9 protein-coding genes are annotated in these 13,431 nt (G+C 58.5%); 6 read left to right on the plus strand and 3 right to left on the minus strand.

From position 1 onward, the window contains the following. Nucleotides 1-4 precede the first annotated feature (4 nt). Together MWU51_RS15970 and MWU51_RS15975 are read right to left on the minus strand one after the other, a co-directional pair. Nucleotides 5-3,802 carry a translocation/assembly module TamB domain-containing protein gene (locus tag MWU51_RS15970; protein ID WP_247039224.1) on the minus strand — a complete coding sequence of 1,266 codons (3,798 nt, stop codon included), beginning with the start codon at nucleotides 3,800-3,802 and terminating at the stop codon, nucleotides 5-7. Next, on the minus strand, nucleotides 3,799-5,598 hold the full coding sequence (locus tag MWU51_RS15975; RefSeq protein WP_247039226.1) for an autotransporter assembly complex family protein: 1,800 nt from the start codon (nucleotides 5,596-5,598) through the stop codon (nucleotides 3,799-3,801). Before MWU51_RS15975 ends, MWU51_RS15970 begins: the two co-directional genes overlap by 4 nt. A gap of 242 nt (nucleotides 5,599-5,840) precedes the next feature. Here MWU51_RS15975 and MWU51_RS15980 point away from each other — a divergent pair, with 242 nt between their 5' ends. Together MWU51_RS15980 and MWU51_RS15985 are read left to right on the plus strand one after the other, a co-directional pair. Beyond that, nucleotides 5,841-6,647 carry a hypothetical protein gene (locus MWU51_RS15980; RefSeq protein ID WP_247039228.1) on the plus strand — a complete coding sequence of 269 codons (807 nt, stop codon included), beginning with the start codon at nucleotides 5,841-5,843 and terminating at the stop codon, nucleotides 6,645-6,647. 75 nt (nucleotides 6,648-6,722) lie between these two features. Continuing rightward, nucleotides 6,723-8,465 carry a glycosyltransferase family 2 protein gene (locus MWU51_RS15985; RefSeq protein ID WP_247039230.1) on the plus strand — a complete coding sequence of 581 codons (1,743 nt, stop codon included), beginning with the start codon at nucleotides 6,723-6,725 and terminating at the stop codon, nucleotides 8,463-8,465. Here the strand turns inward: MWU51_RS15985 and MWU51_RS15990 are convergent. Further along, a complete protein-coding gene (locus MWU51_RS15990) occupies nucleotides 8,462-9,469 on the minus strand; it encodes a glycosyltransferase family 2 protein (protein ID WP_247039232.1) in 1,008 nt (335 codons plus the stop codon). The genes MWU51_RS15985 and MWU51_RS15990 overlap by 4 nt on opposite strands. Nucleotides 9,470-9,664: 195 nt before the next feature. Here MWU51_RS15990 and MWU51_RS15995 point away from each other — a divergent pair, with 195 nt between their 5' ends. The 4 genes from MWU51_RS15995 to MWU51_RS16010 all read left to right on the plus strand — a co-directional run bounded on the left by MWU51_RS15995 (nucleotide 9,665) and on the right by MWU51_RS16010 (nucleotide 13,355). After that, nucleotides 9,665-10,762 (plus strand): glycosyl transferase family 90, encoded by a 1,098-nt coding sequence (locus tag MWU51_RS15995; protein WP_247039234.1) that lies wholly within the window; start codon nucleotides 9,665-9,667, stop codon nucleotides 10,760-10,762. 99 nt (nucleotides 10,763-10,861) lie between these two features. Continuing rightward, nucleotides 10,862-11,590, plus strand: a complete 729-nt coding sequence (locus MWU51_RS16000; protein ID WP_247039236.1) for a class I SAM-dependent methyltransferase — start codon at nucleotides 10,862-10,864, stop codon at nucleotides 11,588-11,590. Between the two features lie 24 nt (nucleotides 11,591-11,614). Continuing rightward, nucleotides 11,615-12,502 (plus strand): hypothetical protein, encoded by an 888-nt coding sequence (locus tag MWU51_RS16005; RefSeq protein WP_247039238.1) that lies wholly within the window; start codon nucleotides 11,615-11,617, stop codon nucleotides 12,500-12,502. After that, a complete protein-coding gene (locus MWU51_RS16010) occupies nucleotides 12,489-13,355 on the plus strand; it encodes a hypothetical protein (RefSeq protein WP_247039240.1) in 867 nt (288 codons plus the stop codon). Before MWU51_RS16005 ends, MWU51_RS16010 begins: the two co-directional genes overlap by 14 nt. Nucleotides 13,356-13,431 lie beyond the last annotated feature (76 nt).

Consider the following 13,431-nt stretch of genomic DNA (forward strand, 5'->3'; position numbering starts at 1 on the left):
TTGGTCAGTAATCCCGTTCGTAGTAGATCCCGATGGTGCTTTCGCCATCGGATCCGACCGTGCCACGCGCCGTCACCGACGGACTGATGGTCAGGTTCAGGTTCACCTCGGTATCGCCATCAGCGCCGATGTTCACATCGGTATAGATGTTTTCCGAGATATATTTGCCAACACTCAACGATGCTTCACCATCTTCATTTGTGGTCAGATCAAGATCATCCAGTCCGAAGTTCTTGCGCAGGTTGCCAACGATTCCGTCACCACCCTTGCCGGCCAGTGTCCTGACCGCTGCGGCCAGCTGCAAGGCTTGCAAAGCAGAAATTTCCGAGATGCTGCGTCCGAACAGAAGCCGTGCCAGAACCTCGTCTTCGGGCAATGCAGGACTTGAAGTGAACGTGACTTCGGGGGCCGAGACCGGGCCGATCACATTGATCGTTACAGTGATGTCGTCGGATTGGGAAACGGCCGCAAATCTTAGATAGGGGTCGAACGCACCACGCAAACTGACGTGACCCTCGGTCAGGGTCAGGCGTTTGCCAAGGATATCCAACCGTCCGCGGATCAGATCAAACTCGCCAACTGGGCGCACATCTGCACTGGTGCCGGTCAGACGTAGCTCTCCGCCCAACTCGGCGTCTAACCCGCGACCACGCACAAAAATCTGACTGGGCGCGCGCAAAGTGATGTCGATGGGATAGGGGCGGGCAGTGCCGGTCGCGGCAGGGTCCGTTTCGACAATCAAGCCCGCAAAGGCACGCGTTTGGCGTGACGCGGCAGTTTCGTTGATATGATCCAGTTCCGCTATGATCGGCACCGTGCTTGCGGGCACATCCGAGATGCGGATTTCCGTGCGTCCCAGTTCCATGTCTGCCCGCAATGTGGCCCCGCCGATTAGTGGCCCACGCAGGGTGGCCGATCCATTTACGGTGGTGTCAAACAGATTTCCATCGGTCAGCGTCACTTGATTGACGTCGACTTCTAGATCGGCCTGATAGGGCGTTTCCAGCCCAACGGTGCCACGCGCCGTGACCTGCCCCCCGTTAACAACCGATGTGGTGATGTTCAGATCGGCACGGCCATTAGACAGAACAGCGGTCGCGCTGGTGATGTCCAGCGCTTGGCGGAACGTGGGCAGCGTCAAACGCGCACCGGTGGACTGCACCCGACCGGACACCGAGGACAACGCAAGCGGGCCGTTTAGCGTCAAATCATATGCAGCTTGTCCGGTCAGCAAGCGAGGCTGAATAAATCGGTTGGCCAATTCAAGCGGGGCAGTGCCGTTGATAGCCAGATTGGCGCTGCTGACGTCCGAACGCACAGAGCCGTTTAAGTTGCCAGTCGCGCCGCCCGGCCCGGTTGCAGAGGCTGAAAGCTGCCAGGTATCGTCCACAAGTGTCGCAGTGCCGTTGGCCGAACCGGGCCCGGATATCCCGTTTGCCACAACTCCGACATCACGCAAATTAACCTGAAATGTTAAAGTGTTGCGCCCATCAATGTCTTGCCCCGTCGCTTGTGCGGTCAGCTCTGGGGTGTTGATCGACAGGGTATCCACGAACACAACCTTGCCGGGGTTACCATGAGCGCGGGCCATGAAAGTGCTGGCCCCACGGGTCAGGCCATCCAGCACCTCAACGCCCAGCCCAAGATTGGCGGTGGACCCTTCCACTTCGCCCTCAAAATAGCCTGTCGCCAGGTTGTAACTGCCCGAGGTCGTCGCCGAGATCGCGCCTGAGATCGGGTGGCCTGCCAGTTGTGCATAAGGGGCGAGTGACGCGGCTTTGGCGATCAGTGAGCCCTTGACCAGCCCTGGCCCGTCCTTGGTCACATTAATTGTTCCATCGACCGAAGCAGCAACGCCACCCGGCGCTGTTACATCAGCCTGCACCGCCCAGACATCCTTGGTCTGAATGGCAGAGCCTTTTGCAGTCGCAGGGCCGGACAGACCGGGGTCGATAGCGGCTGCGTCCTTGATCCTCAGATCAAACTGAACGGCCGAGGCATCGGTTTTCAAGTCAGCCGTCACCGCAGCGACAGTTTGGTCGGTGGTGATGTTCAGCCGCTCCAGGCGCGTACCGGTTTCGTCACGTACGGCTTTCACGTCCAACCGGCTGGCCCCGGCAATCAGCGGATCAAACCGGGGCTGACCGATGCCAAGATCCGTGCCGTTGCCGGAAATTGTCAGGTCGAACGAACCGCCCAGCAGGTTGGCCTTGCCCTTGACCGTGACGGTTGCCGCACCCGTCAGCGGAGTGCCAGCCATCCCGGTAAATTGCGACAGGTCGCGTGCAGCCAGAACAAAATCCTTGTTGGTTGTGACCGTGATTCCGTTTTCCAGATCGTCGGCAGACAGGCTACCGGTGAGTTGATAATCCGTTCCTTCAAGGTCGATGTCTGTAACTTGAAAAGGTGCATCTTCACGCCAGTCAAACGACAGTTTCCCGGCTAACGCTGGACCGATGGCACGGGCAAGATCGACAGAGGAGGGCGCGATACCCAACACATCCAACGTTACATCTCCGTCCATCCGACCCACCGTCGTGCCTTCACCGCGCACCAGCGCGCCGTTGGCGGTGATCTTTGCGTTCTCAAGCGCCAGATCGTCGCGGATCATGTTGTTCAGCGCGAAGACCGCCTGCCAAGCTTCACCATTTTCGGCGTCATAGCCGATGGCAATGTCAGCCGTCTGAACTTGCGTCTTGGTCCCTCCGACCGGCAACACGACCGGCGCGCCGTCTTCATGGGCCACCTTGCCTTGCAGCTTGAACCGCTCGGGCCAGCCACCTGCGGAAAGAGCAAGATCACCCTGAAGGGTCAGGGCTTCAGTCGTCAACTCAAGGGTTTCCAAATCCAGCGCACCGTCGGCAAATCGCCGTCCAGAGGCGGTTAGCGAAACATTTTCACCGAAGAAATCGCGATAGTCGGGCAGGAATACCGGCGCGATGTCGCCTGACAACTGCGCGGCGAACCGTGTCAGCGTGACCGGATTGTCCGGGGTTGAGGCAGCGGCGTCGAGCTCGTCCTGCACAGTGATCTGTCCGGTCAAACGTTGCGCTCCGTCGGTGGACAGATCTATTTCGGCGATGAAATCGGACAGCGGGCCAGTGCCCGCGACAGTCAGGCCGATGGAGGGACGTCCCGGCAGGTCAAGTATGTTTGCCGCGATGCCATCGTCGCCTTCTTCAACAGCAAGGACCAGATCAAGCACTTCCGTGGCGTTGCTGAAGCTTCCGTCGAATTGCAACGCACCGCTTGGTCCGTCGGTGCGGGTGATGCTCAGCTGGGCTGTGCCTTCGCCACCTGACAAGCTGGCCGAGCCTTCCAAACGCACCACGGCAGCTTCGCCAATCACGGGTTGTGCAATCTCGACCCGGTCAGCCTTGATCACGCCGATCTCGACCGATACAGGAAGTTCTGGCAATGAAAACCCTGAAGCCTCGGGCGTGGCTGTGCCGCCAACCGGAACAGGTCTGCGAGCAATGATGATTTCTTTTGCCTGTATCTGGTCGATATTGATCGCGCCGCGCAACAGGCTGGACCGGGTCCAGGACAGAACAAGGTCATTCAGCGTCAACCAGATCCCGTCGTCATCCGCGATGGTGATTTGTTCCACTGTGGCTTTTGAACTGAATGCGCCCTGAAATCCGATGATGCGAATATCGCGACCCACATCCGACAGATTGTCTTCCAGAAGGGCCTGCAAATAGCCGCGGTCGTCTTTTTCATCCAATTCGGTCTGCGCCAGCGCTGGACCAATCCAGCACAAAGCCGCCAAGGAAACGAGTATTCGAAAAAGATGACTCAAAACGCTTGCCCGATACCAATGTAAATCTGCACGCCGTTGCCAGTACCACCCGAAATGGGGCCAGCCACGTCCAGCCGCAAGGGACCGATGGGGGTTTTGTATCGGACACCGATGCCGCCGCCTGTGTGCCAGTTGCCTTCACCGTCAAACAGGCTACCACCAGCGACATGGCCTGCATCAACAAAGCCGACAACGCCGATCTTGTCGGTGATCTGGGCGCGCAATTCGGCGGACAAAACGGCGAAAGACTGCCCGCCTGTGATCTCACCCCCGCCTGCATCAAGACCGAGCGACTGATAGGGTTGGCCGCGCACCGTGCCGCCACCGCCCGAGTAAAACAGATAGTCAGGGGGAATGTCGCCGCTGTCACCCGCGAGTACTGATCCAACCTGAACCCGTCCGGCAACGACGAACCGATCTTCAGCCCCAAAGCCGCGATAGGCGCGCCCGTCGCCATAAAGCCATGCACCCGTGCCGCCCGTGTCGACCGAGATGAACGGGATCGCCTCGGCCTTCAGATAGGTGCCGCGGGTGGCATCAAGTTTGTCGTTGCGCCGGTCCCATGTCAGCGACGACGGCAGCGCGAACAGGAAGAAGCGGCGGTCGCCCAGCACATCCGTTGTTTCGGAATACATCAATGCCGCGCCCAGCTCTCCCTCAAGCGTGTCCGAGAAGATGCGCTTGATCCCGCCGCCAAGGCTGGCACTGCGCGAGATATAGCCCGGCTCGTCTTCATAGGCGAGGCTGCCAAACACAAAAGCGTTCGTGTCGGGCCCAAATGTGGCGGGCTGATCCAGCCGCGCATCCAGATAATAATCGACGCCGCCATGCTGGCTGCCGATGCCCGAAACTTCGCCGTCAACGCGCAACCGCTCGGCCCCGCCGAACATGTTGCGGTGCATCCAGAAAGCGGTCAGCTGCAACCCTTCAAGCGACCCAAGTTCGGCCCCGAAGCCAAAGCGGCGAGGCTCTTCATCGACCAATGCCAGCCCGATATCCATCGTGTTGTCCGGCCCCAGCGTTTCCGCTTCGGTCAGGGTGACGGATGAAAACGCACCCGTTCGACGCAAACGTTTCGCGACCGTTTCAAGATCGTCGGGGGAGAACACGCGACCCTCGGGGAAGCCCGCGATGCGCGCGATCCGATCAGAGCGCACAGCACTTTCGGTGGTTTGGCGCAGGGTGCCGAAGCGCACTTTCGGACCCGGTGCAAACCTCAGCGATGCGGACAATTGTGCGCTGGCATGATTGGCGGTGATTGACTGGCCTGCCAGATCGACCTTCGCATGCCCGGCCTCGCGCCAACCCAACACGGCAGCATCCACCGCCTGTTGCACAGTGACACTTTTTGCAACCTCGCCCGCGCGAAATTTGGCGGGCATATCGGTGTTTGGGGCCAGCGGCGCGGCTTTCGCGGTGCCAAACCGGAACTGGCGACCGGGATCGACCGAAACGTCAATCCGACGGATAGATTGTGGCACGTCGAAGGGTGGGATCTGGGCTGCCTCGCGTCCATCCACGCGCACACGCACAACGCCGCCATAGTATCCGTTGGCGTAAAGGGTCTGTACCAACTGGCCATATTCGGCCAGCGCGGCGGCAAAGACATCACGCGTGTCCTTGTCGGCATCATTTTCAGCAGACAGCACCAGCGAGGCAGATTTCAGCTCATCTTCCAGCGTATTATCGCTACCGGTGACCGAGAAATTGACAACGTCCAGCGCCAATGCGGGCTGTAACGACCCACAAAACGTAAAAGCTAGGAATAACAGAGCCTTATCAAAGGTGAACCGCAATTCCCAACTCCCATCTTGTGCAAATCACGTTGTCGTTCTGTTCCAGCCTAACGTGAAGCGATGGAAGCCTCCACCGGTTTTGCGACATCGGCGGGAAATTGCTGGATAGAAGCGGCTTGAGGTTTACACATCGACGACGGATCCAACGATGACGGCGTCTTTTGTTTACAAGGCCTTCGCGTCTAAGCTAACTAGCGGGGAAACGCGCCATGAATGGCGGAGCAGTTGGAAAGGGCACGAGTATGAGTGAACGACGAGCGGTTGCGTCCCTCTGGATTGGCGAAAAACTTCATTATCTGAACCAGCTGTGCCTGCTATCCCATGTCCGCGCCGGGCACCGGACAATCCTGTATTGTGCCGACAAGGTCGACAACGTGCCCGACGGGATCGAGGTGCGCCCTGCCTCCGAAATCATGGAACTGGATCGCGCGCTGATCGAGGCGACGAGTGCGTCGTTCCTGTCCAACGTGTTTCGCTACAAAATGATCCAGAAGATCGGCGCGATCTGGATTGACTGCGACGCTTTCTGCCACCGCCCCTTTCCCGAAGATCAGGACTATATCTTTGGCCGCCACGGCATGTCGGGCGCGCTGAACTGTGGCGTGGTCGGCTTGCCGCAGCAATGCGAGTTGATGGATCAACTGCTGGATTACTATGACAACTTGCCCGATTATCCGGCGTGGTGGAACAAGAACCAGCGCAAGAAATATGACCGGCAAGACCCGAAACTGTCCCACGCCGCGCGGATATACAACGCCGAGCGGACCGCGTTCGGCCCGCAAGCCTTCACCTATTTCGCCAAGCAAACCGGGCAGTATGATCAGGCCAGCGACCGCGATGTTCTTTATCCGGTGCCGTTCCAGCTGAACGACATTTTCTATGATCCCTATGGCCGGGTCGAAGGGCATTTCACAGAAAACACTATGTCAGTGCATCTATACACCAACGGCACGAAACCGTGGTGGCAAAAGCACGCGCCATTGCCGGGGTCTTATGCCGCGCGGATGTGCGAACAGGTGGGCATTGATCCGAACAAGGCACTGCGCTGAGCCACGCGCGACCAAGGGTGACACATCAGACTGAAGCCACATAAAAGCCCCCACGGCGAGTTGCTGGCCGTGTCGATGATGAAGGACGAAGCGCCGTTCCTGCTGGAATGGTACGCGCATCATCTGGCGGTCGGTTTCACCAAGATCTTGGTCTATACCAACGACTGCACCGACGGCACCGACGACATGCTGATCCGGCTGGAGGAGCTGGGGCTGGGCTATCACCGCCGCAACGACATTCCCGACGGGGTGAAGCCACAGCCATCCGCCATCAACTATGCGCAGGCCGAGCCGATCGTGCGCGCGGCCGATTGGGTATTGCTGTTCGATGCAGACGAGTTTCTGTGTATCAACTATGGCGATGGCACGCTGGATGCGATGCTGGACGCGGCGGGCGATGCCAACGGGATTGTCATCACATGGCGCATTTTCGGGTCAGGCAACATCGTGGACTGGAGCCGCGCTCCAGTGACCGAGCAATACCTCTATGCCGCGCCGCCCACCTGGAACAAGGGGTGGGGGGTCAAGACCCTGTTCAAGTTCGACCATGACAAGTGGAAACTTGGCATCCACCGCCCCTCGATCAAGAACAAGCATCTGGAAACCGATTTCCCCGACAGCATCAAATGGCTGAACGGCTCCGGTCTGCCGATGGAGGATTACTTCAAGTTTCGCGGCTGGCGGTCGATCCGGCGCACTGTTGGGTATCAGTGGGCGCAGATGAACCATTACGCGGTGAAGTCCGTCGACAGCTATGCGGTGCGCAAGTTCCGCGGCAACGTGAACAACAAGAAAGACAAATACAACGCCGACTACTGGGCGCTTCAGGATCGCAACGAAGTGCGGGACGACAAAATCCTGCGCTATTCGGAAAAGCGGCAGGCGATCATGGACGAGCTGCTGACCGACCCCGTGCTGAACAAGCTGCATTATCAGGCGTTGGAGCGGATCGAGGCGCGGCTGGACGATTATCGCAAGACGGATGCCTATGAAGCGTTGAAGCAATCGCTGATCGAGGCGTCGAAGGTGCCGATCACGCAGGTGTCCGCCAAGCCGCCCAAGGCGCGCGACCCTGCCGAAATTGCCGCCTTAATGTCGAAGGTCGAAAAACAAAACGCCGAGCGCCCGGTGGAAGAGCGACGCACCAAACCCTCGGCCGAGTTCATCGACACCCACGAAGGTGGTGACGGTTTCGTGGTGGGTGACATTGACGTGTCCGCCGACGCGGCGGTGGACTGGATCGCCAATCACGGGATCGAGATGCCGGCGGATGTGCGCATCTTCTCGCCCAGCCAGCTTGATATGGTGCTGCGCGGCAAATACCAGCGCAAGCTGGCGCGGCTGTCCGGGCGGATGGTCGAAAACGGAAACAGGGTGCTGGACCTTGGCGCGGGGGTCGGCTTTCTGTCGATCTATACCTGCACGATCTTTGACCGCGCGACGGTAATCGCGCAGGAAGACAACGCCTCGCGCCTTGTGATCGCGCGTAATATTTTGGACCGAAATGGGCTGGATTTCGGTGCACGGCTGTCCTTTGACAACACGCAGGTAAACTGGCCCGACGATCCGGGCCGGACGGCGGATGCCGTCAACACGCTGATTTCAAGATATAAACCCGACGTCCTGCGCATCAGCTACGCCGATATTGGTGCCGGTGTGCTGGGCAAGCTGGATCTGGGCAGCATCGAACAGGTGGTACTGATCGGCGGAGCGGCACAGGGGTTTCACCACGCAGCGCACAAGGCCAAGGTCGCGGGCTTGACCCCGAACGAGGACGCCTCGGTGCCCGAGATTGTGCTGTTGGAGCAGAAAGCCTAGTCGTAAAAGCCGATTGCGCGGGCCAGGTTTTCACCGGATTCCGTTTTCAGGATCGCATCCAGTTGCGCCTCGCGCAGGGCAAAGGATTCCTCGTGCAGTTCGCGCAACTCGTTGTCAGACATCAGAAATTCGTACATTTCCTGCGCGCAAGGGGACAGTTTGGCGCCTGACAGGTCCGTGTCACCGGGCCGGTTGGCGTGGTTCCAATACTGTTCCGACGCCCCAAGGCGCACAGAATCGACAGCAGCGCCGCGATCCACTTTCAACAGAAACTCGGCCGCGCTTTTGATCGAGTAATGGTTCAATTGCCCGTACTGGCGGCTGCCAATCGCGTCGATGGCTTTGTTCTGACCGTCGGTAAACTCGGGCGGCATTTGTGTGCCCGAACCGTCGATCCATTTGAATCCTTGCATCGAGAAGTTCTTTGTCACCGGCCGATGCGGGCGACGCGGACCTTCGACCGCATTGCGGAACAGGGTTTTGACGGCGGTGATCACGGGCGTACCAGCGTCCTCGGCGGCCTGAAACTGCGACGCGGTCTGGGTGAAGCGTTCCACGACGTTCTCCCGCCCCGCCGTCTTGTGCCCGTTGCTGTTGAACCCGACCGACGTGAATGACACCGCATCCGCCGGACCGGTCGCCTGAAAGAACTGATCCAGCGTGTCCACGTCGCCCTTCAGGTTCAGAAACTCATCCGCGTCGGTCACATACAGCCAGTCTGCTGCCTTGTAGCGCCCAAAATACCCGGCGTAGCGCAGCGCCATGATGTGCCACTTGCCGCGGTCGGGAAACATCACCTTCGGGTTCGGCTGGTGCTTGACGCGGTGGGGCATCATGACCTCAAGCCGATCCAGGATCTTGTCGGTATTGTCGTTGCATCCGTTGGTGAAAATCAGCAGATCATCCACGCCCAGCGTGAAGTGATGCGCCAGCCATTCAAGGATGTACGGCCCTTCATTGCGCATGACGCTCAGTAGAAGCACTTTTTCCTTGCCGATGGTCATCGCGGGGTCCTGGTTCTCTTGCAACTTAGCGCTGATCGTGCGGCGGAATGTTCCATGATCGCTCTGTAAGATCAATGGCATATCTGGCGCACCTTGGCTGTTGTTGCGACAGCGACCTCATTGTATCGTTTCGCCACGAATGGCCACAAGCAACGATCACAAGAGCTACCAATTCAAGTAGAGGGTCCGCGGTAAATGGTGACAAAGGATGATTTCGTTGCTGCGTCGGTTCACCATCAGGTGGGCGATTTGCGCGATGTGCAGCTTGCCATGAACCATGACACGGTTGCGCACGCGCGCGCGGTGTCGTCGGGGATGCTGTTGCAATGGGATCATAAGGCAGCAGCACCCGACCCCTTCAATGGCTGGCAGGATCAAGGCGGATCGCTGCGGAAATCTGGCACCAAGGTCAACCGGTCAAAGGTGTCCGGGGCTTTATACTCGATCCTTGAAAAGCAGCCGGGTTACTCATTTTTTATCGACATGGCGGATCACCGGGCGCGCTCATTGGTAACACCTGGCGGGCAAGCCGCGCCCGTCTTTTGCTTCAACCGCAAAAAGACGAACGGGCAGGGCCGTATCCTGTGGCCTTTGGCGGGGTATCAGGATCACGGGTCAGACGAGTTTCTGGGCGGCCCCAACCTGCGTGGCGTCCCGTGGTCAGAAAAGCAACCCGTGGTGGCCTGGCGCGGGTCTGCCGGGGGCTGGGCTCGGCTTGGCAAGCACGGGCAGGGACGGATGATCCGCATGCATGCGCTTCTGAAAAGATATCAACGCCAAGAACTGTCAAAGGTTGAAGCTGAACGCGCACTGTTGACAGTGGACCGCCACAAACTTCTGGTGGCGTGTCAGGACGATAACAGGTTTGATCTGGGCTACACGCATTTTGGGCCGTTCGACATGGATCAGATGCCCCTTATTGGTGATTTCAAGCGGGATCGAATTGCCCGTCACGATTTCGGCCGGTTCAAGTATCTGGCTGTGCTGCCCGGCGCTGATGTCGGCTCGAACTTCTACTGGGTCATGAACAGCAATTCGCTGGGGCTGGTCATGACACCCGAATTTGACAGCTTTGCGTCGGTCCATTTCAAGCCTTGGGAACATTATGTGCCCTTCCGTCGTGATCTGCGCGATCTGGAGCAAAATTTAGCCTGGTGCGAGGACCATCCCGACGAGTGTCAAGCTATGGTCCAACGCGCAAACGAGATGTGCGCGTTCCTAGCTGACGGCGACTTGCGTGAAGAGATTCTCGGACGGGTCGTTCATGGGGTGGGTGCGCAACTTGCAATGTAACGGCATCATCAAGTTAGGACCGTCCCGTCATTCGTTGTGTATCGCAACCGATGCGGCATATGGTGCGCCAAACGGCCACAAGGATCACAGGAGCGGTGCGTGATTGAATCTTATGATGCGTTGATCGCCAGCAAAGACTGGCAAGACAAGCTGGACGGCTTGAATCATACTTTGCGCGATTGCCTTGTTGCGGCAGGTGAACAGCCAGTTTTGCAAGGCAATGTGTTCTATCACAGCTTTCAGGAAGAATTCTGGAAAGCCGATCCTGATCCCGAGATGGAGGTCAAGCGCCGCAACCTGTTTATCGTCGCCCAGAACAGCTCGCACGTTTTCGAAATTGGCGTGAACGGTGGGCACAGCCTGCTATTGATGCTGATGGCGAACCCCGATTTGAAAGTCGTCGGCGTGGATCTGTGCGAACGCGTGCAGAAACAATGGGCACCGGTCGAAGTATATGTCGACGTGGCCGGCAAGTGGCTTGAGGTCAACTTTCCCGGCCGCGTCAAGTTCATCAAGGGCCATTCCTTGATCGAAACCCCACGCTATGCGATCGAAAACCCCAAACGCCATATTGATGCGGTGCATCTGGACGGCGCGAAAGTCACCCATTTCCGCGAACTGTGCGGTATCCGACCTGTGCTGACGCCAGATGCCTTCGTGATCCATGACGACACGGGCATCACCTCGGTAAAGAAGGCGATCCGCCATGAAACGCAGCTGCGGATGATCCGCCCGGTCGAGCCGGAACTGGGTCTGGTCGAGAATGAATTTCACCAGATCTATCGCAACTGGGACAAGAAGCGCGGGATCAGCGACCCGGCAAACTGACGGAATGAAAAGGAATACCCTTGTATGAGTGACGCCAAGCTGACGATCTTTTTTGTGGTCGAGCCGCCGAAATATCAGGATATGGCGTGTTTTCTGGCGGCCTCGATCCGGTGTCAGTTTGACGAGCCCATTGATCTGGTGGGCTATTGCCCGGCCGACACCATCGGCGATATGGACCCAAAATCGGTCGGCATCTTAAAGGAATTGGGGGTCGATATACGTCCCATCGACACCGCTGGACGATTTGATCCGCCTTATCCGCATGGCAACAAGATGCTGTCGGCGTTAGAGCCGCGCGACACGCCCTATTCCGCCTTCATGGACTCCGACATGCTGTTCATCGGAAAGAACACGGTCGATGCGATGCTGCAGCCCGGTCATGTCTCGGTCGCGGCGGCAACGTCGATGTATTGGTCGGGGCAGAAGATCTGGAAGGACATTTACGCCGCCTGTGACATGCCGATGCCCGAGGACCGAATTTGGTTGCAACGTCAGCGTCGGCGCAAGTTGATGCCCTATTTCAACGCAGGGCTGATCGTGTTCCCCGAAGGGCCGCTGACCAATGACGGAGAGAGCTTTGCGCAAGTCTGGATGCGGCTCGCGCAGCAGATCGACCAGATCGACATCGTGAAAAAGCGCCCCTATCTGGATCAGATGAGCCTACCACTGGCGATCCGTGCCGCGGGCCTTGATTGGAACCTTCTGCCGCCAGAACAGCACTATATTCTGGGTGGCAAACTGCGGGGCGAGCCGCTGCCGACAGATATGGACATCAAGATGATCCACTATCGCAATTTCGACATCCTGCGCGAAGTAAAGTGCCGCGGGATGGCAAAGGATATGCTTGAAAAAACGACCGGCGTGCGTCGCCTGTCCAGCTTCGACGTGGATGCTGCCGATGGCGGAAGCTGAAGGGCCGGACTGGCCAGACCCCATTGTAATCCATGCTTGCCCAGCACTGCGGCTGGAATATGTCGGCCCGGACCTGAACGACCCGGCCTGTCGCCCAGCCAATGTGGTCGTGGCCTTCGCACCGGTGGACTTTCCGTTTAACCCGGAGAATGGCGGTTGGGGGTCACGATCTTTCCGCAAACGCGGGATCGCGCATGTCTGCGTTTATCACAGCGCGCCTGACTGGTATCAGAACGACGCTTTTTTCAAGGGCATGTCACGCCTCCGCGACGTCTTAGGTGACGATATCGCGATGACCACCTATGGTTTCAGCATGGGCGGCTACGGTGCCATTCTGGCGGCCGACCACCTGAACGCACGGCGCGCGGTGGCCGTGTCGCCCCAGTTCTCTGTTGATCCGGCAGTTGTGCCATTTGAACGACGATACAAGGCGGAATGGGCTGATATGGGGCCTTGGCTTCACAATCTTTCGGCACATCGCAAGGATAATGGTCGCGAGGTGATCGTGCTGCTCGACCCGCTACACCGACAGGACCGACGGCAAGAGGCGTTGTTCCCAAAACCCGTTGGTCATACGCGGTGTTTGATGCATGGTGCGGGCCATGCGGGCATTCAGACCTTGGTCGAAATGGGGGTCATCGAGGCGCTGTTCGATATGCTGCGTGGTGACGCCTCGGCCAACCAACTGCGCAACGCGTATCGGCAAAACCGGCGAAATGGCTTTCGCTATTTGCGTAAAGTCGGCACACGTCTACATCAGCGTGAGCATCCAATCGCACCGCAATTTCTTGCCTGGGCCGAAGCGCGCAGGTTTCGGCGTCTGATCAAGAAATGGCAACCCTACTATGAATGATCCCCAACCACCTGCGTCAATCTGCTGTGCGAAAGGCGCTTGCGGTGTGGCGACGACCCCGACACAATCACTGCCG

It is taken from the genome of Aliiroseovarius sp. F47248L (assembly GCF_023016085.1).
Lineage (GTDB): Bacteria > Pseudomonadota > Alphaproteobacteria > Rhodobacterales > Rhodobacteraceae > Aliiroseovarius.